This window comes from Pseudoclavibacter helvolus (assembly GCF_014191305.1).
Lineage (GTDB): Bacteria > Actinomycetota > Actinomycetes > Actinomycetales > Microbacteriaceae > Pseudoclavibacter > Pseudoclavibacter helvolus.
The window spans coordinates 1,304,531-1,328,539 of record NZ_JACHWJ010000001.1; the positions used below are offsets into that span (position 1 = coordinate 1,304,531).

General features: G+C 67.5%; 22 protein-coding genes. 4 read left to right on the forward strand and 18 right to left on the reverse strand.

From position 1 onward, the window contains the following. Positions 1–20: 20 nt before the first annotated feature. From dtd to FHX72_RS06215, 4 genes are all read right to left on the reverse strand, one after another. Entirely contained in the window at positions 21–458 is a 438-nt protein-coding gene (gene dtd, locus FHX72_RS06200) for a D-aminoacyl-tRNA deacylase (protein ID WP_068479550.1), read from the reverse strand. Beyond that, positions 455–1,048: an aminoacyl-tRNA hydrolase gene (gene pth, locus FHX72_RS06205; RefSeq protein WP_068479552.1), complete on the reverse strand. Its 594-nt coding sequence runs from the start codon at positions 1,046–1,048 to the stop codon at positions 455–457. Before pth ends, dtd begins: the two co-directional genes overlap by 4 nt. A gap of 133 nt (positions 1,049–1,181) precedes the next feature. Next, entirely contained in the window at positions 1,182–1,781 is a 600-nt protein-coding gene (locus tag FHX72_RS06210; protein ID WP_068479554.1) for a 50S ribosomal protein L25/general stress protein Ctc, read from the reverse strand. 177 nt (positions 1,782–1,958) lie between these two features. Then, on the reverse strand, positions 1,959–2,798 hold the full coding sequence (locus tag FHX72_RS06215; protein ID WP_068479556.1) for a hypothetical protein: 840 nt from the start codon (positions 2,796–2,798) through the stop codon (positions 1,959–1,961). Between the two features lie 213 nt (positions 2,799–3,011). Here FHX72_RS06215 and gndA point away from each other — a divergent pair, with 213 nt between their 5' ends. Further along, positions 3,012–4,484: an NADP-dependent phosphogluconate dehydrogenase gene (gndA, locus tag FHX72_RS06220; protein WP_068492730.1), complete on the forward strand. Its 1,473-nt coding sequence runs from the start codon at positions 3,012–3,014 to the stop codon at positions 4,482–4,484. A gap of 450 nt (positions 4,485–4,934) precedes the next feature. Here gndA and FHX72_RS06225 read toward each other — a convergent pair whose 3' ends face one another. From FHX72_RS06225 to FHX72_RS18820, 8 genes are all read right to left on the reverse strand, one after another. Further along, positions 4,935–5,789, reverse strand: coding sequence for a formate/nitrite transporter family protein (locus tag FHX72_RS06225; RefSeq protein ID WP_068494530.1), 855 nt, complete (start codon positions 5,787–5,789; stop codon positions 4,935–4,937). Positions 5,790–5,938: 149 nt separating this feature from the next. Further along, on the reverse strand, positions 5,939–6,691 hold the full coding sequence (locus FHX72_RS06230; RefSeq protein WP_183623680.1) for a sirohydrochlorin chelatase: 753 nt from the start codon (positions 6,689–6,691) through the stop codon (positions 5,939–5,941). Positions 6,692–6,750: 59 nt separating this feature from the next. Continuing rightward, positions 6,751–7,944 (reverse strand): uroporphyrinogen-III synthase, encoded by a 1,194-nt coding sequence (locus tag FHX72_RS06235; protein ID WP_068494484.1) that lies wholly within the window; start codon positions 7,942–7,944, stop codon positions 6,751–6,753. Then, a complete protein-coding gene (gene cobA / locus FHX72_RS06240; protein ID WP_183623682.1) occupies positions 7,941–9,176 on the reverse strand; it encodes a uroporphyrinogen-III C-methyltransferase in 1,236 nt (411 codons plus the stop codon). Before cobA ends, FHX72_RS06235 begins: the two co-directional genes overlap by 4 nt. Beyond that, positions 9,173–9,592 (reverse strand): nitrite reductase small subunit NirD, encoded by a 420-nt coding sequence (gene nirD / locus FHX72_RS06245; protein ID WP_183623684.1) that lies wholly within the window; start codon positions 9,590–9,592, stop codon positions 9,173–9,175. The genes cobA and nirD overlap by 4 nt, the downstream gene beginning before the upstream one ends. After that, positions 9,589–12,174, reverse strand: coding sequence for a nitrite reductase large subunit NirB (gene nirB / locus FHX72_RS06250; protein WP_068479593.1), 2,586 nt, complete (start codon positions 12,172–12,174; stop codon positions 9,589–9,591). Before nirB ends, nirD begins: the two co-directional genes overlap by 4 nt. Positions 12,175–12,458: 284 nt before the next feature. Further along, positions 12,459–12,752, reverse strand: coding sequence for a helix-turn-helix domain-containing protein (locus FHX72_RS18815; RefSeq protein ID WP_338110054.1), 294 nt, complete (start codon positions 12,750–12,752; stop codon positions 12,459–12,461). 6 nt (positions 12,753–12,758) lie between these two features. Continuing rightward, positions 12,759–13,193, reverse strand: a complete 435-nt coding sequence (locus FHX72_RS18820; protein WP_338110055.1) for a hypothetical protein — start codon at positions 13,191–13,193, stop codon at positions 12,759–12,761. Here FHX72_RS18820 and FHX72_RS18825 point away from each other — a divergent pair. Continuing rightward, positions 13,177–13,608, forward strand: a complete 432-nt coding sequence (locus FHX72_RS18825; RefSeq protein WP_068479567.1) for a DNA glycosylase family protein — start codon at positions 13,177–13,179, stop codon at positions 13,606–13,608. The genes FHX72_RS18820 and FHX72_RS18825 overlap by 17 nt on opposite strands. 8 nt (positions 13,609–13,616) lie before the next feature. On the opposite strand, the gene FHX72_RS06265 is transcribed toward FHX72_RS18825, so the two are convergent. Beyond that, positions 13,617–14,648, reverse strand: a complete 1,032-nt coding sequence (locus tag FHX72_RS06265; protein WP_183623686.1) for an aldo/keto reductase — start codon at positions 14,646–14,648, stop codon at positions 13,617–13,619. 75 nt (positions 14,649–14,723) lie between these two features. Here FHX72_RS06265 and FHX72_RS06270 point away from each other — a divergent pair, with 75 nt between their 5' ends. Next, positions 14,724–16,721 (forward strand): beta-galactosidase, encoded by a 1,998-nt coding sequence (locus tag FHX72_RS06270; protein ID WP_068479571.1) that lies wholly within the window; start codon positions 14,724–14,726, stop codon positions 16,719–16,721. 486 nt (positions 16,722–17,207) lie between these two features. After that, positions 17,208–18,512 (forward strand): HNH endonuclease signature motif containing protein, encoded by a 1,305-nt coding sequence (locus FHX72_RS06275; protein WP_183623688.1) that lies wholly within the window; start codon positions 17,208–17,210, stop codon positions 18,510–18,512. Positions 18,513–18,986: 474 nt separating this feature from the next. Here FHX72_RS06275 and FHX72_RS06280 read toward each other — a convergent pair whose 3' ends face one another. The 5 genes from FHX72_RS06280 to FHX72_RS19615 all read right to left on the reverse strand — a co-directional run bounded on the left by FHX72_RS06280 (position 18,987) and on the right by FHX72_RS19615 (position 23,909). Beyond that, entirely contained in the window at positions 18,987–20,684 is a 1,698-nt protein-coding gene (locus FHX72_RS06280) for a glycoside hydrolase family 13 protein (RefSeq protein ID WP_183623690.1), read from the reverse strand. 67 nt (positions 20,685–20,751) lie between these two features. Continuing rightward, positions 20,752–21,645: a carbohydrate ABC transporter permease gene (locus FHX72_RS06285; protein ID WP_082775177.1), complete on the reverse strand. Its 894-nt coding sequence runs from the start codon at positions 21,643–21,645 to the stop codon at positions 20,752–20,754. Continuing rightward, positions 21,645–22,454: an ABC transporter permease subunit gene (locus FHX72_RS06290; RefSeq protein ID WP_183623692.1), complete on the reverse strand. Its 810-nt coding sequence runs from the start codon at positions 22,452–22,454 to the stop codon at positions 21,645–21,647. Before FHX72_RS06290 ends, FHX72_RS06285 begins: the two co-directional genes overlap by 1 nt. 174 nt (positions 22,455–22,628) lie before the next feature. Beyond that, positions 22,629–23,615, reverse strand: a complete 987-nt coding sequence (locus FHX72_RS06295; RefSeq protein ID WP_338110056.1) for an ABC transporter substrate-binding protein — start codon at positions 23,613–23,615, stop codon at positions 22,629–22,631. Between the two features lie 9 nt (positions 23,616–23,624). Beyond that, a complete protein-coding gene (locus FHX72_RS19615; protein ID WP_338110057.1) occupies positions 23,625–23,909 on the reverse strand; it encodes a hypothetical protein in 285 nt (94 codons plus the stop codon). Positions 23,910–24,009 lie beyond the last annotated feature (100 nt).

The following is a 24,009-nucleotide window of genomic DNA, read 5'->3' on the forward strand; positions in this document are numbered from 1 at the left end:
GCTTTTTCGCTATCGGCGAGCTAGGCGAGATCCGCCGACTCGAGCAGCACCGTAAACGGCCCGTCGTTGACGCTCGCGACCTTCATCATGGCCCCGAACTCTCCCGTCTCGACTCGCGCGCCGCCGTCGCGCAGGGCGGCGACGAACGCATCCACGACCGGCTCCGAGTGTGCCCTGCCGCTGGCGAGCGACCACGAAGGCCGGCGCCCCTTGCGCGCATCCCCGTAGAGCGTGAACTGGCTCACGACAAGCACGGGCGACCCGGTGTCGAGCACCGACTTCTCGTCGTTCAGGATGCGCAGCCCGAGCACCTTGCGGGCGAGCTTGGCCGCATCCGCCTCGGTGTCGGTGTGCGTGACGCCGACCAGGATCAGGAGGCCCGCTTCAGCGATGCTGCCGACAACGCGGCCTTCGACCGTGACGCTCGCTTCGGTGACGCGCTGGACGACGAGCTTCACGCGCCTGCCGCCGTGTGCACGCGCAGCTGTGCCGCCTGCATCCCTTCGCTCGCGATGAGCTCGACGGCGTCGGCTGCGTCGCCGACGAGTACGGGGAGGACTTCTCGTTCACTGCCCGCGAAGTCCTTGAGGACGAAGTCGGCAGCGTCTTGCCTGCCTGGCGGGCGCCCGACGCCAACACGCACGCGCAGGTAGCCGGGGTCGCCGAGCGCGGCGCTGATGTCGCGCAGCCCGTTGTGTCCGCCGTGGCCGCCACCCACCTTGAGCTTCAGGGTGTCGAACGGCAGGTCGAGCTCGTCGTGCACAACCACCACGTGGTCGACGTCGATCCCGTAGTAGTCGACGAGCTGCGAGACGGGCCCGCCGGAGGTGTTCATGTAGCCGTTCGACTTCGCGAGCACGAGCTTCGGCCCACCGGGCGCCGTGCGTCCTTCCGCCGTTCGCGCGTTGGCCTTGTTGTGCCGCGAGAAGCTGGCGCCGAGTCGCTTCGCGAGCTCATCCACGACGAACTGGCCCACGTTGTGCCGATTCTTCGCGTACTTCTCCCCCGGGTTGCCGAGTCCGACCACGAGCCAGGTGTCTGCTGCCATGCTGCAAAGCCTTTCATGTGACGAGTCGCTGCGTTGGGCGGCTCGTCGTATCGATGGGAACGCGAAAGGCGGGCGGCCGAAGCCACCCGCCTTTCGACGAAGATACGTCGAGGGAACGACGCCGGTAGGAAACCTACTCGGCAGCCGCTTCTTCGGTCTCTGCGTCGTCGTCCTCGTCCTCGCCGCGAGGCGTCTGGATCGAGACGAGAGCGACCTCTTCGGCGTCCTCAGCGAGGTCGACGAGCTCGGTGCCCTCTGGCAGCTTGAGGTCGTTGCGGTGGATGAGCGTGCCATCCTCGAGGCCCTCGACCGAGACCTCGATGAAGCTCGGGATAGCCGTGGCGTCTGCGGAGACGAGGATCGTCGTCGCGTCCTGGACCGCGATCGTTCCGGGGAACGGGTCGCCGACAAGGTGCAGCGGCACGTCGACCTCGACGCGCTCGCCCTTGCGGATGACCGCGAGGTCGAGGTGCTCGATGATCTGGCGCACTGGGTCGCGCTGGACGTCGCGGACAAGCGCGAGCTGCGCGTCACCCTCGATGTCGAGCTCGATGAGCGCGTTTGCCTTGCGGATGAGCAGCATCGTCTCGTGGCCCGGGAGGGTCAGGTGGCGGGGCTCGGTGCCGTGGCCGTAGAGCACTGCGGGGATCTTGCCAGCAGCGCGGATCTTGCGGGCTGCACCCTTGCCGAACTTGTCGCGCAGTTCAACGCTGAGCTTGTTGGTCTCTGCCATGTTGTCTCCTTGATGGTGGTTCTCGACAGACTGAGGAAGCGTGTGGAGGCCCATTCAAGGACACATCACCGCGTCGATCACGGGCCTAACGGCCCCTCGCCGAAGTTCAGCCCCCTACTTTACGTCATGCCGAGCGCTGAGGGGGCTCCTTCTCGAAAAGTCGTGCAGTCAGCTTTGTCAGAAGCCGACTGCCTTGCGCCAACCGTGACGGCGAGCGCTGCTCACTGCGGCCCCTGCGCCCAGCATCGCGAACCCGAAGACCACCAGTTCGGCGGCGAGCAGCGAGACCGCCATTCCGGATGCAGGGCCAGCGAACAGCGCGAAGGTCGCGAGCTCGTCCTGCCAGAGCGGGGCGGCAGCGATGGCCGCAGTGATCTGCGCGTGGAGGAGGAAGCAACCCAGCCCCGCGAGCACGGAGAGGGCTCCCGCAACCACGGATCCCGTGCCGGACAGCCGCATCGTCAGGGCCATGAGGAAGAAGCCGACAGCCGCCAGCATCGTGACGAGCATCGTCCAGACGGGCGAAACGCCGCCGCCATCGCCGAGGAAGCTGCCGGCTGAAGAGGAGACCCCCGACACGATGATGAGCACCGGGATGGCGCTGAAGGCAGCGAGGCAGATGACGTAGAGCGGGACGGCGAGGAAGACAGATCCGATGCGAGCCCAGACACTGGGGCTGGCCGACTCGCGGCCTCGGCCGTTCCTGCCGTCGCCGCCGCGTGCATCCGTCAGACCAGCCTGCTGCGCCGCCCGCGGCTGCTGCCGCGCTTCTTTGGCTGGACGACTCGGCGCAACCGCTGCCGGGGCGGGCGGCGGGGCCTGCTGCGGGATGACGCGCGTCGACTCCTCGCTGCCCGCGTACAAGCTGGAGGATGAGCCTCGCGGGGACGAAGGTGCGCTTGGCGTCGCCCGAGTCCTCGGCATCGCCGTCGTCGGCTGCTCGTCGGTGATGGCGTCGCCGTCATCGTCTGGGCGCCCGAAATCGTAGGCTCTCGTACGGGCGTCGTGATCAGCCACTGGAGTGTCTCCCTGTCTTGGTGCTCGCGGTCACGCACGCAGCCAGCTATCGTCCTGGCTGTGTGCCAAGTTCGGCGCCGTTTCGTCATGTTCGGAAATGGTTGCCTCGCTCGTGCCACAAGTCAGGGTACGACTGCCCGTCGTGCAATACCGTGGAGTGTCCCGTGCATCGCCCTGACGGGAGCTCGCATCCACTTTGAAAGAGACGCATCTATGACCACTGACGCTGCCCCCTCGATCTCCCCGGAAACCGGCTCGTCCCCAAGCGCGAACATCGGCGTTGTCGGTATGGCCGTCATGGGCTCCAATCTCGCCAGGAACCTCGCGAGCCGCGAGGGCAACACCGTCGCCGTGTACAACCGCTCCCCCGAGCGCACCCGCACCCTCGTGAGCGAGCACCCGGAAGCAGGCTTCGTTCCCTCCGAGTCGGTCGCGGACTTCGCGGCGTCGCTCCAGAAGCCGCGCACCGCGATCATCATGGTCCAGGCGGGCGCCGGCACCGACGCGGTCATCGACCAGCTCGTGGAAGCGTTCGAGCCGGGCGACATCATCGTGGATGGCGGCAACGCGCTCTTCACCGACACCCGCCGCCGCGAGGCAGCCGTGCGCGAGACGGGCATCCACTTCGTGGGCTGCGGCATCTCCGGCGGCGAAGAGGGCGCCCTCAACGGCCCCTCCCTCATGCCGGGCGGCACCGCCGAGTCGTACGAAACGCTCGGACCAATCCTGCGCACCATCGCCGCGGTCGCGGAGGGCGAGCCCTGCGTCACCCACGTCGGGACCGACGGCGCGGGCCACTTCGTGAAGATGATCCACAACGGCATCGAGTACGCCGACATGCAGCTCATCGCCGAGGCCTACGACCTCATCCGCCGCGGCACCGGCAAAACCCCCGCCCAGATCGCCGAGATCTTCGCCGAGTGGAACACGGGCGAACTCGAGTCGTACCTCATCGAGATCACCGCGGAAGTGCTCCGCCAGGTCGACGCCGACACGCAGCTGCCGCTTGTGGACGTCATCCTCGACGCCGCCGGCGCCAAGGGCACCGGCGCGTGGACCGTGCAGACCGCCCTCGACCTCGGCGTGCCCGTCTCCGGTATCGCGGAAGCCGTGTTCGCCCGGTCCGTGTCCTCCAAGCTCGAGCAGCGTGCCGCCTCCCGCGCCCTCCCCGGCCCCGACGGCTTCCAGGTCGAGGACGCCGACGGGTTCGTCGAGGACGTGCGCCTCGCGCTCTACGCGTCCAAGATCATCGCCTACTCGCAGGGCTTCGACGCCATCATCGCGGGCGCCGAGCAGTACGGGTGGGACATCAAGAAGGGCGACATCGCCGCGATCTGGCGAGCCGGCTGCATCATCCGCGCCCGCTTCCTGAACCGCATCACCGAGGCGTACGCCGAGAACCCGAACCTCGTGGCCCTCGTCACCGCGCCCTTCTTCACCGACGCCGTCGACACCGCGCAAGCCGCGTGGCGTCGCGTCGTCGTGCAGGCAGCGCAGGCCGGCATCCCAGCCCCCGCGTTCTCCTCGTCGCTGTCGTACTACGACGGGCTGCGCGCCGAGCGCCTCCCCGCCGCCCTCATCCAGGGCCAGCGCGACTTCTTCGGCGCCCACACCTACAAGCGCATCGACCGCGACGGCGTCTTCCACACCGACTGGTCCGGAGACCGCACCGAGTCGAACGCCTAACTCGCACGGCCAGCGGCCGACGTAACGCAGAAGGCCCCGGCCTTCAGGCAACCGCCTGAAGGCCGGGGCCTTCTGCGTCCGAGGACAAGCCGCGGAGCTTCCCCGCTGCTTCCCCACTGCTCTGTTGCCGCAGGAGAAGCCCTTCCTTCGCACCGCAACCGCCGCATCCGCATCCGCATACGCAGGCGCGCCCGCAACCGCAACCGCAGGCGTCAGCCAGACGCACCTTTACGACACTGTGCGCGTGCAACTCACCAACTTCTGCTGCCGGGGGTGTGGGCCAGGCAGGGCGGGCGGGTAAGCAAGCAGGCAGGCAGGCAGAGAGCTGAAACCAACTCGGGAGCGCTGAAAAAGTCAGCCAGAAGCAGGCTCCCGAACGAAGGGGCATGCATCTGGCTGACTTTTCGGGGTGGAGGCGGGAGAAGGGTGGAGGCGGGTGAAGGAAGGAACTCAGACCGCGGCGGGGGTCTTTGCCTCAGTCTCGGCGAGCTTCGGCGCGATTGCTCGGGATGCCCGGGTGCGGCCGTGCGTGTAGTACAGCGGGAGTCCGACGAAGAGGAGTCCGCCGACGAGGTTGCCGACGACCGTGGGGATCTCATTCCAGATCAGGTAGTCCATGATCGTAAAGTCGGCGCCGAGCAGCAGGCCGGATGGGAACAGGAACATGTTCACGATGGAGTGCTCGAAGCCCATGAAGAAGAACAGCATGATGGGCATCCACATCGCGATGACCTTGCCTGCGACGCTCTTCGAGATCATGGCGAGGGCCACGCCCGTGGCGACCATGGCGTTGCAGAGCACGGCGCGGACGAAGAGGGTGAGCATGCCTGACGCGCCGTGCTCGGCGTAGCCGACGGTGCGGCCCTCACCGATGTGGCCGATCGCCTCGCCGACCTCGTTTGGCGGGGTCGAGAAGCCGTAGGTCACGACGATGGCCATGAGGACGGCGATGACGAAGGCGCCGATGAAGTTGCCGACGAAGACCAGGCCCCAGTTCCGGAGCACTCCGCGGAGTGTGACGCCCGGCCGCTTGTCGAGCCACGCAAGGGGGCCGAGCACGAAGACTCCAGTGAGGAGGTCGTAGCCCAGCAGGTAGAGCATGATGAAGCCCACAGGGAAGAGCAGCGCACCGAGGAGCGGCACGCCGGTCGTGACGCTGACGGTGACGGCAAAGGCGGCGGCGATCGTGAGGAACGCGCCTCCCATGATGGAGCGGATGATGGTGTCGCGGGTCGACAGGAAGATCTTGCTCTCCCCGGCATCGATCATGGTGGTGACGAGGTCATTCGGCTTGACGTAGGACACGGGTTCCCCTTCGCTTTGGCGATGCTCTGCGGCCATGTTCGGCCCGATGTCCACAAGCTATTCGGGCGCAGTTTCGGCCCCGTGGCTCGTGCGGTGCGTTCTGGTTTCTTTTCCCTCTCGCCCTCTCCTGGCGGCTGTGAGAAGTGTGCTCAGACGGGGACTGCGACGGCAGCGGCAGCGGCAGCGGCGAGGACCGCGGCGTCGAAGCGCTCGAGGATGATCTCCGCGATGCGGTCGTCGACGCCGAGGGGGGCGGCGACGACGTCGGCTCCTGCCTCGGTGACACGGTCGTGGAAGAAGCCGGGGGTGAGGAGGTAGCTTGCGACGCTCACTCGGTGCGTTTCGGTCCCGCCTCCTGCACCGGCGCCACCTCTGGCGAGCTCGACCGCAGCCGGGACGCGCGGGTCGAGCGCCGCCCCGTAGCCGAGGAGCGCATCCGCCCCGCCGATGGCGTTGAACTGCTCGCGCAGCTCATGGAAGCGGGGCACGGCGGCGGCCGCCGTGGAGCCCGCGATGGCAATGACGACCCCGTCGTCGACACTGCCGCCAGCTTCGAGGAACCGCTCCCAGAGGAGCTGCGACAGCCTGGAGTCTGGGCCCAGGGGCGCCGCGACCGTCGTTCGAGGGCGCGCGGCTACGGCCTCGGCGATGTCGACCTGCGTGTGGAAGCCGACCGTCAGCAGCACGGGGACGACGACGACGTCAGCGTCAGCGGGGAGCCCAGCCAGCACGTCGACGAGGCTGGGCTGCTGCACGTCGACAAACGCCTCGACCACCGGCACGCCGGGCCGCATCGCTTGCACGCGGCGCAGCAGCTCGCGGATGACGGCCTGGCCTTCGGTGTTATCGGTGCCGTGGGAAGCACCAACCAGGATGGTGGGACGCGAGGGGTGCGTGGTCATTCTGGGCTCGCTCTCTGCGGTCGAAGCTGGTCTCGGGCGGGCTTGTTTTCGGCGGAGGGCTACTGCGAGCGGATACGCAGCCGGTAGCCGCGCTTCACGACCGTCTGCACGAGCGCCCGGTCGCCAAACGCCTCTCGCAGACGTGCGACCGCGACGTCTGCGGCGTGGTTCGTCGTTGGGTTGCCGGGGAGCCGCGCGAGCATCTGCTCCCGGCTCACGACACCTCCCGGGTTGCCGGCGAGTAGGCGCAGCACGCGGAGCGCTCCGGGCGAGAGCTCGATGACGTCGTCGCCGATGACTGCGCAGCTCGAGCGGAGGAAGAGCCGTCCGGCTTCGGTCTCGATGCCCTCGGCCCCACGCTGCGCGTAGTGCTCGATGAGCTCCCGGATGAGCGCTCCGAGGCGCCCGCGCTTCGGCACAACCGGCTCGATCCCGACGGCTCGCAGCGGCGCGGCCGTGATGGGCCCGACGGCGACGGTCACGAGCGAGCCGTCTCGGCAGCGGGCCTTGAGTCGTTCGAGTGCGCCGGCGCCGGCGGACACGTCGTCCCCGGCTGGCTCCCCATCCGCCCCGCTCGAGAACGAGTCGAGCCACGCGGAGACGCCTGGCGCCGACGTGAACACGATGGCGTCGGCCTCGCCGTCCGCCGCCTTGATGGCCCAGCGGGCGAGCAGCGCGGGGTCGGCGGGAGGCCCCCACTTGTACACGATGAGGCTCTCGACGTCGGCCCCGGCCTCGGCGAACTGCTCGTCGAGGCCGTCGGCGCCGGAGCCGTGGTGCTGGAGCGCGATGCGCGCTCCTTCAACACCTTCCGCGAGGAGGAACTGTGCGAGTTCAGCCGAGGTCTCGGATTCGGCGACCCAATCGGCATTGAGGCCCGCTGCCTGGATCGCGCCGCGCGCCTTCGGGCCCCGTGCCACGATCCGGGCACGGGAGAGCACCGCGACGAGGTCTTCGGCCAGCCCGTGGGCATCCGCCGCGTCGATCCAGCCGCGGAAGCCCACGCCCGTGGTCGCGACGACGATGTCCGGCGGGTCGGCGATGACGCGCTTCGTCGCGTCGAGCAGGTCGGCGTCATCCTCCACCGCGGTCATGCTGAGGGACGGCGAGTGGCGGATGATCGCCCCGCGTCGCTCGAGCGCCGTCGCGAGCTCACCGGAGCGGCGGTCGCTCGTCACGACGACGACAACGCCGGCCAGGTGCTGTTCCTGGGGTGCGCGGCCGCGCGCCCCGCTCGCTGGTGGGAGGCTCATGCTGACAGTGCGTCCTGTTCTTGGAGCGAACGAGTGGCCTGCAGGAGCCCGAACTGGGCCACTTCGCCGATGACGATGATGGCCGGGTTGGCGACGCCGACGCTGCGCGCAGTGGCGTCGATCGTTCGGAGGCTCCCCCGCGTCACGCGCTGCCGAGGGGTGTGCCCATTCTCGATGATGGCGACGGGCATGTCGTCGCGCACTCCAGCATCCACGAGCTCCCCACAGATGCGGCCGAGCGCGGAGACGCCCATGAGCACGATAAGTGTGCAGGTGTCGCCCTTGACGGATCGGAGGAGCTCGGCGCCGAGGCGCTGGTGGCCCGTGACGACCTGGAAGGAGTTCGCGACGCCGCGGTGCGTGACGGGAATGCCGGCGGCGGCCGGCACGGAGATCGCGCTGCTGATGCCTGGCACGACCTCCACGTCGATGCCAGCGTCGTTGCATGCGAGCACCTCCTCGCCGCCGCGGCCGTAGACAAACGGGTCGCCGCCTTTGAGCCGTACGACGACAAGCCCCTGCTTGGCCTTCTCTACGAGGATGCGGTTGATCTCCTCCTGCGGCACGGGGTGGTGCTTGGGCTGCTTGCCCACGTCGATGATCTCGACGTCGGCGGGCAGCTCGGCGAGCACCGAGCGCGGCCCGAGCCGGTCGGTCACGACAACGTCGGCTTCCGCGAGGGCTCGGCGGCCGCGGAGCGTCAGGAGGTCGGCGTCGCCCGGGCCACCCCCGACGAGCACAACGCGGCCGGTGCCCGCACGGTGCCTGCGCAGGTCGATGTCGCCAGCCCGAAGGCCTTCGGCGAGCTGGTCGCAGATGAGGCGGCTGCGACGGGGGTCGGCGCCCTGCTTGGAGACGACGCCGATCTCGACGGCCCCTGCGTCAGAGGTGGCCGGCGTCTTGGCGCTGCCGGCGGATGCGTCGCTCGCGTTCACGCACCACACCCGTCGCTCGTTGGCCCACTCAGCGACGAGCAGGTCGGTCGCCCTATCGCCCGTTGCGGTGTGCACGAACCAGACTCCGTCCAAGTGATCGGCGCGCACGGGTTCCTGCAGCCAGGTGACGAACCCGTCGGCGACAAGGCCGCCGAGCGAGCCGCCGAGGTCCGGTGCGACGACGTTAACGGATGCGCCGGCCGTGACGAACTTCTGGGCGCGCCTCGCGGAGACGGCTCCTGCCCCCACGATGAGCACATCGCGGCCGGTGAAGTCGAGCGCCATGAGCGTACTCATCTGGATTCCCCTCCCTCGACGCGAGGACCCATATCCACAAGCACTGTGCCGTCTTCAAGACGAACCTGGTAGGTGCTGAGGGTGCGCGCCTCCTTGCCGACGGTGTCGAGGCACTCGCCGCTCGCCAGGTCGAAGACCTGCTTGAACATGGGCGACGCGACGGTGACGCGGCCTCCTCGCGTTCCGACGAGGCCGCGGCTCATGACCTGCGAGCCCGAGTACGGGTCGGCTTGCTGCACGGCGAACACCTGGTCGTCACCGAGCCGGAAGAGGGCGATCTGGGTTCCGTCCAGGATGGCGGCGACGCCGCGCTCGGGGTGCAGGGCGGCGAGGGCGCAGACGCCGACCCAGTGGTGAGCGCTTTCGTGGAACGGGTGGTCGATGGTGGCGTTTCGGGTGTCGAATGCGATGGTCATCGTCGGACCTCCAAGGTCGTTCCTGCGATCACGGTGCCTGCGCTGCGGTCTGCGTCGTTGGCCGGGCGGAGCTGGCCGCGTTCCGGCACGTAGCCGAGCGAGGGGTCTGGGGTGGTTGGGGCGTTGACGAAGGAGACGAAGCGCTGCATGACCTCCGGGTCGTTCAGCGCCTCCTGCCACTCGTCCTTGTAGTTGTCGACGTGGTTCGCGACCATGGCGTCGAGGTCTGCCGCGATGCCGAGGCTGTCCTCGAGCACGACCGCCCTGAGCGTGTCGATGCCACCCTCGAGGTCCTCGATCCAGCGAGCGGTGCGCTGCATCCGGTCGGCCGTGCGGATGTAGTAGCCGATGAAGCGATCGATGGCGGTGATGAGCTGCTCGTCGTTGAGGTCCTCGACGAGGAGCTCCGCGTGGCGGGGCGTGAAACCGCCGTTGCCGCCGACATACAGGTTCCACCCCTTCTCGGTGGCGATGACGCCGACGTCCTTGGCGCGCGCTTCCGCGCACTCGCGCGCGCATCCCGAGACCCCGAACTTGAGCTTGTGTGGCGAGCGGAGGCCGCGGAAGCGGAGCTCGAGGAAGATCGCCATGGCGACCGAGTCCTGCACGCCGTACCGGCACCAGGTGGAGCCGACGCACGACTTCACGTTGCGCAGCGCCTTGCCGTACGCCTGGCCCGACTCGAAGCCGGCGTCGATGAGCTTCTTCCAGATCTCCGGCAGCTGCTCGATGCGGGCGCCGAAGAGGTCGATGCGCTGGCCTCCCGTGATCTTCGTGTAGAGGCCGTACTCCTTCGCAACGGCGCCGATCGCGATGAGGCCGTCGGGGGTGACCTCGCCGCCCGGGATGCGCGGGACGACCGAGTAGGTGCCGTCCTTCTGCATGTTCGCCATGACATGGTCGTTCGTGTCCTGCAGGGCGGCCTGCTCGCCTTTGAGGATGTGCCCATTGCCGAGCGAGGCGAGAATCGAGGCGACAACCGGACGGCAGATGTCGCAGCCGCGTCCGCCGTTGCCGTGCCGCTCGATGATGCCGGTGAAGGTGGTGAGGCCCGTGACGCGCACGGCGTCGAAGAGCCCGGCCCGGGAGAGCGCGAAGTGCTCGCAGAGCGCGTTGCTGACCTCGACGCCCGTCTTGGCGAGCTCGGCGGAGAAGATCTTCTTGACGAGCGGCACGCACGAGCCGCAGGCGGTCCCCGCGTTGGTGCAGGCCTTGACCCCGGCGAGGTCGGTGCAGGCGTGGTCGGTGACCGCACCGCGCACCGCGCCCACGGAGACGTTGTTGCAGGAGCAGACCGTGGCGTCGTCAGGCAGGTCTCCACCGACCTCGGGCACGCCGTCCGCGGGCAGCAGGTAAGCGGCGGGGTCGGTGCCGAGCTCGCGACCGACCATGGGACGCAGCGAGGTGTAGACGGAGGCGTCGCCGACCAGCATGCCGCCGAGCAGCACCTTGCCGTCATCCGACATGACGAGCTTCTTGTAGACGCCGCCAACAGGGTCGGCGTAGGTGACCTCGAGCGCTCCGGGTGACTCGGCGAACGCATCACCGAAGCTCGCAACGTCGACGCCCGTGAGCTTGAGCTTCGTCGAGAGGTCGACACCGGGGAACGTCGCCTCTCCCCCGGTGAGCCGGTTCGCGACGACCTCGGCCATGGAGTAGCCGGGGGCCACGAGCCCGAAGCACTCGCCGTCGATCGAGGCAACCTCGCCGATCGCCGAGATGCCTGGGACAGATGCACGGCAGGCCTCGTCGACCTCGATGCCACCGCGAGCGCCGAGCGCGAGCCCCGCGCCGCGGGCGAGCTCGTCGCGAGGAGTGATGCCGACGGCGAAGACGACGAGGTCGGCGGGCTCCGGCTCACCGTTGGGGAACACGAGCCCGGCGGCGCGGCCGTCCGCGTCGAGCACGACGGCGCTTGCGCGGGACCCGGTGCGCACATCCACGCCGAGGTGCTCGATGAGGAGGCGGAGCGCTTCGCCGCCGCCGGCGTCGAGCTGGGCCGACATGAGGTGGCCAGACGACTGCACGACGGTGCACGTGGCTCCGAGGGCAACCATGGCGCCGGCGGCTTCGAGGCCGAGGAGCCCTCCGCCGACAACCGCGCCGCGGACGGTGCGGCCGAGCCGCTGTGACAACTCGGCAACCTCCGCTTTGAGCTGGACCACATCCTGGACCGTGCGGTAGACGTGCACGCCCGGCGCATCCACCCCGACGATGGGCGGCTTCGCGGCCGCAGACCCGGTCGCGACGACCAGCTCGTCGTAGTGCTCGGTCGCGCCGAGCGACGTGACGACGGTGCGGGTCTCCGGGTGGATGCTCGTGACCGTCTCGGAGGTGCGGAGCGTCACGTTGGGGTGCGACCACATGAGCGGCCTGCCCAGCTCCAGCGCGGCCGGGTCGACGCCGGAGAAGGTACTCGTGAGCTGCACCCGGTCGTAGGGACGCCACGGCTCGTCGCCGATGACGGTGATCGCCCACACCCCGTTGGAGTCCTGCGCTCGAAGCGACTCGATGAAGCGGTGCGCGACCATGCCCGCGCCGATCACCACGACGTGACGAGAGCGTGGTGCCGGGGGGAGCATGTCGTGAGCGTAGGTCGGGGATGTTTCGTCACCGTGCGGCATTTGTTTCGTGCTCATCACAGCTCGTCTCGGTTGCTTCGAGTTGGTGTGCGCATGGTGGCTCCTCCGTGGATGAACGGCGACGGTCGGTCGCTGACATGCTCAGAGCGTAGAAACCGCATGTTTCGCGGGGTGCGTGCTCCTGTTTCCCCGAGGCAACTTCCTCGGCACGCCTTTCCGCGGAGGGTGTGAGAAGTGAGAAACCGGAAATCGCCGACCCTGTCGTTCGGGCCTGGCAGGTGCTCTCACCGAGCGTCGAAGCGGCGCCGGTAGCTCGATGGCGTGCTGCCGAAGGCGGCTGCGAAGTTCTGCCTGAAGGTGACCGGGCTGCCGAATCCGCAGGCATCGGCGATCTGGTCGATCGAGGCGTCGCTGCGCTCGAGCAGGCGTCGCGCCTCGTCGAGTCGGCGGGACCTCACCCAGGCGGCAGGCGTCGCCCCCGTGGTCTCGCGGAAGGCACGGACAAACGAGCGCTGGCTCATGTGAGCGGACTCCGCCAGCCGGGTGACGCTGAGGTCTTCGCCCAGGTGTTGGAGCACAAACGCTCACTCCGACGCGATCGCTCCCCCGGAGGATTCGAGAGCGACCGGCCGCTCGATGTACTGGGCCTGGCCGCCTTCGCGGTGCGGCGCGACGACCAAATGCCTGGCGACCTGGTTCGCGACCTCCGACCCGAGTCTGGTTCGCACGATATGGAGGCAGGCGTCGATCCCGGATGCAGTGCCCGCCGAGGTCAGGACGTCGCCGTGGTCGAGGTACAGCGCGGCCGGCTGGACGTCGATGTCCGGGTGCCGCGCCGCGAGCTCCGCCGTGCTTGTCCAGTGAGTGACGGCGCTCCGCCCGGCGAGGAGCCCGACGTCGGCAAGCGCGTTTGCGCCGAGGCACAGACCGACGATCGGTGTGCCGAGGGCGTGCCGTTTCCGGAGCATCCGTGTCAGCGCGGGGCCAGGTGGGACGCCGTCCTTGATCCAGGACGGCACGACGATGAGGTCGGCGTCGGCGGCGCTGCTGAGCCTGGACCTGGACTTTCCGGGACGCAAGGCCGAGTACCTCAGCGCCGTCGCGTCGTCCGCACTCGACGGCGTGCTCTCTGGCGAGCGACTCCGCTCCCTGGATGCCGATGAGGCGCTCCGACAGGTGCGCGAGATCCTCGGGATCGGCCCATTCGCCGCAGAACTGATCATCATCCGCGGAGCGAACTTCCCCGACGTACTCCCCCGGAACGAGCGCCGCCTTGAGGCGGAGATCGCCGAACAGTACGGGACCGACCGCACCATCGAGCAGATCACGCAGGCGTGGCATCCGTTCCGCGCCTGGGCCGGGGTGCACCTGCGCGCATCCCGAGAGGAGCGAACGCACGAAATCGCGCGCGGCCGGGCACCCCGCCGCCCCTAGGACAGCGGCTACCTGGAGACCTGGCCGGTGCCATCCACCGCCAGCGGCTCGATCTTCGCGAGTTCCCCGAGTGTGAGCGCGGGTGCGTCCAGAGCTGCGACGTTCTGCTCGAGCTGCGCAACACTCGAGGCGCCGATAAGCGCGCTCGTGACTTGCGGATGACGCAGCACCCAGCTCAGCGCCAGCTGCGCGAGCGTCTGGCCCCTCTCGGCCGCGATCTCAGTGAGCGCTCGAGCGCGCGCCAGGTACTCGTCGTCGATGCCTGACGCCGAGAGGAACTTCGACGTCGCTGCGCGAGAGGTCGCGGGCACCTCACCGTCGAGGTAGCGATCGGTGAGCAACCCCTGCGCCAGCGGCGAGAAGACGATCCCACCCGCGCCAACTTCATCGAGCACAGGCAGCAGTCCCTCCTCGATGTGTCGGTCGAACATCGAGTAGCGGGGCTGGTGAATCGTCAGAGGAATGCCGTGCCCGGCCAGGATGCCCGCCGCCTCGCGCGTCTGCGCCGGGTTGTAGTTGGAGACACCCACATAAAGCGCCCTTCCCGAGGTCACGGCCGTTGCGAGCGCGCCCATCGTCTCCTCGAGCGGCGTCTCCGGGTCGAAGCGGTGCGAATAGAAGATGTCCACGTAGTCCAGCCCGAGCCGCGTGAGCGACTGGTCAAGCGAGGCGAGCACGCTCTTGCGCGACCCCCACTCCCCGTAGGGCCCGGGCCACATCGAATAGCCGGCCTTCGAGGACACGATGATCTCGTCTCGGTAGGCAGCAAGGTCCTCCGCAAGAATCTGGCCGAAATTCTCCTCGGCAGAGCCGGGAGGCGGGCCGTAGTTGTTCGCAAGGTCGAAGTGGGTGATGCCCAGGTCGAAGGCCCGGCGGATAATCGCGCGTTGCATCTCGAGAGACCGCTCGCGCCCGAAGTTGTGCCACAACCCAAGCGAGAGCTCTGGCAGCTTGAGGCCACTCGTCCCTGATTTGGCGTAGCGCATCCGCTTGTATCGATCGGGGGCGGCCCCGTACACATCGCGAGCTTCTGCAGTCATGCACCGATTCAGCCACTTTCGCATTCGTAAGTCAATGGCGCAAGGAATTTACGATGACGTAAGCTTGTCCGGGTGATGACATCGACGTGGATACCCGGCCGCCAGACGATCCGCTTCGGCGGCGACTACAACCCAGAACAGTGGCCTCGCGAGGTCTGGGATGAAGACATCCGCCTCATGCGCGAGGCCGGAGTCAACCTCGTCAGCATCGGCATCTTCTCGTGGGCGCTCCTCGAACCCGAGGAAGGCGTCTACGACTTCTCCGTGCTCGACGAGATCGTCGAACTCCTCCACGCCGCTCGCATCGACGTGGACCTCGCCACGCCGACCGCTTCGCCGCCCGCGTGGTTCTACCGCAAGTACCCGCACGCTCGTGCAGTGACCCGCGACGGGATACCACTCGCCTTCGGCTCGCGAGGCATCGTCAGCCCAAGCTCGCCGGAGTACCGACAGGCCGCGACCGCAATCGCGGCGAGGCTCGCGAAACGCTACGCCGAGCATCCGGCAGTTGTGCTCTGGCACGTGCACAACGAGTACGGCACCCCGGTCACGGAGAGCTACGACGACGCCTCCGTCGGGGCGTTCAGGCAGTGGCTGCAGCAACGCCACTCGTCGCTCGATGCACTCAACGCCGCCTGGGGCACGAACTTCTGGGGGCAGCGCTACGGCTCGTGGGACGAGATCGACGCGCCTCGGACATCCGGCACGGCGAGCAACCCCGCCCACCGCCTCGACTTCCAGAGGTTCAGCTCGGCAGCGCTGCTCGAGTGCTTCACCGCCGAGCGCGACGCGATCCGCGAGCACGCCCCGCAGCCGATCACGACGAACTTCATGGCAGGCATGTGCCCGAGCGTCGACCTGTGGAAGTGGGCAGACGAGGTCGACATCGTCGCCAACGACCACTACCTGTCCGCCGAGCAGGAGAACAACCACATCCAGCTGTCGCGCGCCGCCGACCTCACGCGCTCGCTCGCGCGCGGCAAGCCGTGGATCCTCATGGAGCACTCGACCTCGGCCGTCAACTGGCAGCCTCGCAACATCGCGAAGCGTCCAGGCGAGATGCGCCGCAACAGCCTCGCGCACGCGGCTCGCGGCGCCGACGCTGTGCTCTTCTTCCAGATTCGCGCAGGACAACGCGGCGCGGAGAAGTTCCACTCGGCACTCATCCCGCAGGCCGGAGAGGCGTCGCGGAAGTGGCGGGAGTCGGTCGCCCTGGGCGCCGACGTCGCCGCACTCGCGCCCGTTCTGGGTTCACGAGTGGATGCGCGGGTCGCGATCGCCTGGGACTGGGAGTCGTTCTGGGCGCAGGACCTCGACTGGCGACCATCGGTCGACCTTGATCATCGGGAGCGGATCGAAGCCTTCTACGCAGCCCTCTGGCACCGCGGCGTGACGGTCGACTTCGTGCACCCCGACGCCGACCTCAGCAGCTACGACGCTGTCTTCGCGCCCTCGCTGTACCTCATCGAGGATGACGCCGCAGAGAACCTCCGCGAGTACGCGGCGCAGGGTGGCACGCTCGCGTTCTCCTACTTCTCGGGCATCGTCTCCACGAACGACAACGTGCCCGCTGGCCCATACCCAGGACAGCTCAGGGACCTACTCGGACTCGTCATCGAGGAGTTCCTGCCGCTGCGTGCGGGCGAGCGAGTCGCGTTGAGCGACGGGTCGCGCGGGCGAATCTGGAGCGACGACATCGAGCTCCGGGGCGCAACGAGCGTCGCCGCGTTCGCCGACGGGCCTGGCGCAGGTCGTCCGGCGGTGACACGGAACAGCTTCGGGAAGAGCTCTGCGTGGTATCTCGCGACGGCGATCGACGGCCCCGACCTCGACGCGTTCGTGACGGGGGTCCTCGACGACGCAGGCGTCGCCTACTCCCCCATCGGCGATGTCGAAACCGTCGTCCGGCGAAGCGAGGGCGTCGACTACGTGTTCCAGATCAACCACGGAGCGACGGATGCGGGAGCCGGGGTTTCAGGACTGGACCTGCTGAGCGGCACCCCGGTGGAGGCGGACCAGCCAGTGCCTGCGGGGAGCGTCCGCGTCGTGGCCGTTCGTGATGAGCAGGGGTGAGAGTTCAGCCCAGGAAACCGGATAGTCCCAGATCAGGTTGCTGGAGGCACTCAGGATCTTGACCCGGGGTTGACGACTCCGCAAGAGTGCATGGCTCCACGCACTCCAAAGGCCTTCCGACATGCTCGGCAGGGCTGGGTGCGGCCGCCCAGCGATCCCGGAGCTGCTGAACAGCGACTCTGAGTCCGCGACTACCTGAGCGAGTCAGAGACGGCCGGACCGCATGGGGCATCGCGGGCGGACGATTTAGAGCCCGCAGCGCGCGCTGCGTCGAGATTGGTTGAAAACTCCGCGAAGATTTTTAGTTACTTCCGTTTCGCTGCAGAAGAGTGCGAGTGATAGAACACGTATACGAATACTAGCGATCCTGAGTTCACTCCAGATTTGGGGAGAACTCGGAAGGGCCCCTGTGGACGGCGAGCTTCGGGATGGGAAGTTATCCACGACCCTCACGAAATGTCGGTGGTGGTCCGTAGTGTTGGGGGCATGCAACAGCACCGCGATGCCGACCTTCCGGGCCTTGGGTTTGACCCCTCGGACCCGGCGTCGGTCGCGGCCCGGCGCACGGAGATCCTCGCGATGGAGGAGCAGGCGGCCGCGATGATCGCGAGCGGTACTGCACTGCAGTTGCGAGCGCACGCGGCAGCGTACAACTTCGGGCACGCGCTCGATGTCGCTGACGGATGCGCGGAGTCCGCCATGCATGTCTGCTCGATCGCGGACGAGGTCGCGTTGCTTGTGAAGGTGTCCTCGGGGGTCGCGCAAGGACAGCTGGCGCTCGCATCGAAAACGCGCGACGACTTCCCCGCCCTCCTCGTCGCGCTCGACAAAAACGTCGCGACGCCCGCCCAGGTGCAGAAACTCGTCGAGGTGGGATTCAAGGTCAACCACGACGACCCCAGCGAGCAAGCCGAACGGCGAGCCCTGTTCGTGGACGTGATGCTCGAACGCATCCGGCAAGAACCGCTGCCACCGCGGGCGCTGCAGAAGGCGGCGGAGCGGGTCGCGGAAGAGCTCACCGGGGAATCCATCGACCAGCGCCACGCACGAGCGAAGCGACAACGCCGCGCGACCGTGGAGGATCTGGGTGACGGGATGAGCATCCTCCGGGTCACGACGGACACGTTCGTCGCGCACGCAATCCGGGACCGAGTGCGCAAGCAGGCGCTCGCGATCATCAAAGCGCGACCGAAACCCGGAGCTGCACTCCACGGCGGCGATAAAGCCGCAGACGGAACAGCGACATCCGGAGGCGGGAGCGCGTTCGGGGGCGCTGTCGACGACGCCCGCGCGAGCGCCGCGACTGCAGAGACTGCCGAGGAGCCGGACGAGCGCAGCCTCAACGAGGTCATGTCCGACGTCGTCGCCGACATGCTCCTCACCAGCGACCCCATGGGCAACTCCGCCGCCGCCGGCATCCAAGCCAACGTGCAACTCTCCATCCCGATCACGACCGCACTCACCAAAAAGCCCACAGCCGGACAAGCACCAGCACTGCTCGACGGCATGACCCCCATGCCCATCGAAGACGCGAAACGCCTCGCCGCGACCGCACCAGCCTTCGTGCGCGTGCTCACGCATCCCATCACCGGGGCGGTGCAGGCCGTCGACTCCTACAAGCCGTCCCCGGCAATGCGGGCGTTCTTGCAGGCCCGCGACATCCACTGCCGCTTCATCGGCTGCCGACAACCCGCCATCAACTGCGAACTCGACCACACCAAGGACTACCAATACGGCGGCAAGACCGCGGTCTGGAACCTCAGCGACTTTGCAAACACCACCACATCGTGAAACACCACACCGTCTGGAAAGTGAAACAACTCGGCGGCGGGGTCCTCGAATGGACCACCCCAAGCGGGAAGGTCTACATCAGCAGACCCGAACCCCACGGCATGATCTTCAGACCCACCGACGAACTCTTCAGACCCACCGGTCAATTCTTCAGACCGACGGATCGGCCCCCGCAGCTGGACGCGAGGATTAGCCCGGGCTCTGGCTCTGGCTCTGGCTCTGGCTCTGGCTCTGGCGATTACCCATCGCCGGGACTCGGACGACGGACAAGAACACCACCGTTCTGACCCGACGATGTTCTGCGCGGAGGTACGCCCTCTCCCCCGGTAGAGACGACCCTGGTCGAGAAAGCCCTGGTCGAAAGAGCCCTGGTCGAGAGAGGGCGCACCACACTGACTGTCCGAACTGGCTAGCCGAGCTCGCTAGCCGAGCTCGCTAGCCGAGCTGGCTAGCCGAGCTGGCCGTCCGAGCTGACTAGTCGCGGCGGCGCACCCAAGCGGTGGTCTCGCCCGCGAGCGTCGTCCCTTCCTCCAGGTCGCTGCGCAGCAGCACTTCGGCGTCAGGTCCGAGCTCGAACGGCTCGGCGCCGAAGTTCGTGACGATCTCCCACCCGTTCGGGCGAGCGAAGCGCAGCACCGCATCGTTCCCGCTCGGCAGCCACTCGAGCTGCTCCCCGCTCTGCAGTTCATGCCTCAGCGCGAGCGCCCGACGGTACAGCGCGAGCACGGAGGCATCGTCTGAGTCCTGAACCTCGACCGCAGACGCGCCGAACCATTCGGGTTGGGGAAGGTGCGCATCCGCTTCCCCGAACCCGAACGACCGGCCCTCCGCCACCCAGGGCACGGGAACGCGGCAGCCATCGCGGCCGATGTCGACGCCCGGGTTGCGGAAGAACGTGGGGTCCTGACGGTCCGCATCCGGGATCTGTGCCACCTCGTGCAGTCCGAGCTCCTCGCCCTGGTACAGGTACGCCGAGCCGGGCAGACCAAGCGTGAACAGCGTCGCCGCTCGGGCACGCCTGAGGCCGCCCGAGGCGTCCAAGACCGGACGCTCCCCACCAGACAGCAACCACTCCGAGCCGTGCTTCGCGAGCGGGTGCCCCTTCGCGTTCCGCTCCGGATGCGGCAGACCGTACCGAGTCGCGTGGCGCACCACGTCGTGGTTCGACAGCACCCAAGTCGTCGATGAACCCGAGCGCTCGGCCAGCTCGAGGTTGTCGGCGACGATACTCGAGAACTGCGCAGCATCGAAATCAGCCTCGAGGAGGTCGAAGTTGAAGGCCTGCCCGAGCCCCTCGGGGCTGGCGTAGCGCGGCCGACGGTCGCGCTCGACCCACGCTTCAGCAACGGCCGTCCGGGGCGGGTCGTACGAGTTGAAGACCTTGCGCCACTCGGCGTAGACCTCGTGCACGTCGTCGCGGTCGATGATCGGGTGCTGACCGTCGAACGGCATCGCGTCGAGCTCAGCCTTGGACGGCAGCTCGCCGCTGAGGTCCTTCATCAGCATGTGGGCCACATCGATGCGGAAGCCATCAACACCCCGGTCAGACCAGAAGCGAAGCGTGTGCAGGAAGTCGGCCCGCACCTCCGGGTTCGCCCAGTTGAAGTCGGGCTGCTCGACCGCGAAGTTGTGGAAGTACCACTGGCCGTCCTCAACCCGGTGCCAGGCGGGCCCGCCGAACACCGACTCCCAGTCGGTCGGAGCCTCTGCTCCATCCGGGCCCTTGCCGTCGCGGAAGATGTAGCGGTCGCGCTCAGGGGAGCCTGGCCCTGCCGCGAGCGCCGCCTGGAACCACTCGTGGCGGTCGGACGAGTGGTTCGGCACGATGTCGACGATGACCCGCATCCCTGCGGCGTGGAGCGCCGCGACCATGGCGTCGAAGTCCTCGAGCGTGCCGAGACGCGCATCCACGTCGCGGTAGTCAGCGACGTCGTAGCCGCCATCGGCGAGCTCCGACGGGTAGAAGGGGCTGAGCCAAACGGCATCGATGCCGAGGCCCTGCAGGTACGGCACCTTGGCGGTGATGCCGGGCAGGTCGCCCAGCCCGTCGCCGTTCGCGTCCGCGAAGCTGCGCGGGTAGATCTGGTAGACGGCCGCCTGGCGCCACCAGTCGGCGTCGTGCGGGTTGGTTCGGGTGAGGAGGTCGGTCTCTGCCGAGAAGGTCGAGCTCATAGCGGGGGCATTCCTTGGGCTGTTGGTGGTCTGTGGTTGGCGAGAATCTGGAGCTGAAGTAACGTCGTCAGCCCTTGACGGCGCCCTGCGTGACGCCTTCCATGACCCAACGCTGCGTGAACAGGTAGGCGATCAGGGCTGGCGCCATGGCCATCAGGTAGGAGGCGAAGGACACGTTGTAGTTGTTGCTGAACTGCGTCTGGAAGATCTTCTGCACGACGGGCAGCGTCTGCATGGCAGGGTCGGAGATGATGAGCGACGGCATCATGAAGTCGTTCCACGAGGCGAGGAAGGCGAAGATGCCGACCGTGGCGCTCATCGGGGCCAGCAGCGGGAAGATGACCCGCCAGAACGTCTGCCAGGTGCTGGCGCCATCGATCCGCGCGCTCTCCTCGAGCTCGCCAGGGATCGACCGCAGGAACGCCGTGAAGAGCAGGATCGAGAAGCTCAGCTGGAACATGACGTGCAGGATGATGACACCGAGCGGGTTGTCGAGGCCGAAGAGCCCGCTCATCTGGATCTGCGGCAGCGCGACCGCCGGGAACGGCAAGAACATGGCAGCAAGCAGGTAGTAGAACGAGCCTCGGAAGAAGCGGTTGTTCCAGTTCCGTGTGATGGCGTACGAGGCGAACGCCGCGAGCAGGATGACGCCAGCGACCGTGCCCGCCGTGATGAACACGGAGACCCCGAACGCCTGCGGGAAGTTCGTGAGGTTCCATGCCTCGACGAAGCCGTCGAAACTGAACGGGGCAGGGAGCGCAAACACATTGCCGCTCACGGCCTGCGAGGTGGTCTTGAAGGCCGTCACCACGGTGACGTACAGCGGAATGAGCACGGTCACGGTGCAGAGGAGCAGGATGATCGTCGTCGACCATCTGCCGCGGCCACGACGGCGTCCGCCGAGATTCTTGCTCGCCGGTGCCACGCCCGCGCGGCTGACGATGGGCTGCTGAAGTGCCATCAGAGTTGGTTCTTTCCCTGTGTGAGGCGGAGCTGGAGAAGGGAGATGACGACGACGATCACGAAGAAGAAGGTCGCGTTTGCCATCTGGTAGGCGTAGTCGCCTCCGCTGAAGCCGGTGAAGATCGTCATCGCGATGCTGCGCGTCGAGGTGCCGGGCCCACCGTCGGTGAGGCCGACGATGATGTCGTACGCGTTGAGGAAGTTCTTGAAGCCGAGGATGACGTTGATGACGACGTAGCCGGCGACGAGCGGCAGCGTGATCTGCAGCATCTGCTGCAGCTTCGTCGCCCCGTCGAGCTCGGCGGCCTCGTACACGTCGCCCGGCACCGCGAGGAGTCCGGCGATGTAGATGAGCAGAGTGCCGGGGATCGCCTGCCACGCCGTGACGATGACAATGCCGACCCAGGCGAGGCTGGGGTTCGCGAGGATACTCTCCGACAGCCACGGGATATTGAGGCTCTGTCCGAGCGCGGGAAACGCGTTGGAGAACAGGAAGTTGAAGACGAAGGCGATGACGATCCCGGAGATGACCATCGGGATCACGAAGATCGTGCGCAGTTGCGCCTTGAGGCGGATGCGCGCGACGAGGCCCACCGCGAGCAGGAACGCGAGCACGTTCACGAGGATCACGGTGACGGCCGCGAAGCCCATCGTGAAGCCGTAGCTCTGCCAGATGGCGGGATCGCCGAACATGGCGACGTAGTTCGTGATCCCCACGAAGTTCCATTCGCCGAAGCCGATGGAGTTCGTGAAGCTGAAGAAGATGCCGATGACGGCGGGGATGGTGATGGCGATCGTGAAGAGCACGAGCGTCGGGACGAGGAAGAGGTAGTGGACGCGGTCGACTCGACGTGTGCTGCGTGGCCTGAGCTTCTTGCCCTTCGCGCGCTGCTTCGTCGGTGCGGATCGCCTCGGTGGTGGTCGACACTGTTGTCTCCATTCCGGTTCGTGATCGAGTGCTGGCCGTTGTCATGAGCGGGACTACTGGCGCAGCGCGAGGCGGGCCCAGTCGGCGTCGAGCGTGCTGAGCGTCGAATCGACGCTCGCTCCCCCGGTGACGAGCCCCTGCATGTAGTTCTCAGTGGGGATGGTCAGCGGGATTGCCTTCGACGGCCCCTGGTAGAAGGCAGCGCTCTCGTAGTACGGCTGCAGCTCGACGAGCCGCGGATCGGTGACCGGGTCGGCGTCGATCGTGGTGCCGAAGCCGAGCTGTGCGGCGTTGTAGGCGTTGATCACGTCAGGCTGGAAGAGGTACTGCAGGAACTCGCGCGCCTCCTCCTTGTGCTTCGACGCTTCGGGGATCCAGGCGGCGAGGTCGATGTTCACCCGAACCTCGCGGTCGTCGGCGTTCTCGGTCATGGGCAGCGGGAACATCCCGAGCTGCGCATCCGGGTTCGTCTTCGCGATCTCGCCGAGCGCCCACGGCCCCTGCAGGTACATGGCGGCCTTGCCTTCGGCGAAGGCAACGTTGCCGTCGCCGTAGCCGCGGCTGCCCGCATCCGCATTCGTGTAGTTGCTGGCAAGCTCGGTCATGCGCGTGACCGACTCGGTCATGGTCGACTCGAACGATACGGGTGAGTCCGGGCCGACTTCGGTACCGAGCGCGTTGAGCTCGTCGTAGAAGCCGGCGACGTCGATGGAGCCGCCGACTGTGTAGTCGAACCAGCCCTGGCTGACCGTCCACGGGTCCTTGAACGTCGCGTAGAAGGGGTCGATGCCCGCCGCCTTCAACTGGTCGCAGACCTCGATGAGCTCGCTGTAAGTCGTCGGCACCTCGAGCCCCTGCTCCTCGAAGATGTCCTTGTTGTAGATGACCGATGCCGCCATCACCGAGTACGGCAGCACGCTCGTGCGTCCGGGGTAGCTCGCGTACTGGTCGACGAGGCCCTGGATCTCGGGGAGGATGCGCTCGGCTTCCGGCAGGTCGGAGAGGTCGGAGAGCGCACCGCGCTCCATGAACCGAGCCATCTCCATGTTCTAGTTGAGGAGGCCGAGGTCCGGTGGGTTGCCCCGGAGAAAGCCCGCCTGCAGGTTCGAGGAGCTGTCGAGCACCACGCGCACTTCACTCTGCGACGAGTTGTACTCCTGGATGAGCTCGCGGAAGTACGGGATGGCCTCCGGCTTGCTGAGGTGGAAGCGCACTTCCGTGGGGCCGGTGGCGGTACAGGCGGCGAGGCCGGAACCGGTGAGCACGAGCACAAGCGCGGCCACGAGGGCGCGGAGCAGGGCGCGGGGCCGGAAGCGTTTCGAAGGTGATGGCACGTCGTTGTCCCTTGGGCTGAGCTGGCAGCCGTGCTGGCTGGTCAGACATTGAAACGAACACTAAATTTTATCGCTAAATTTACTGCTGGAGGTAATGTAA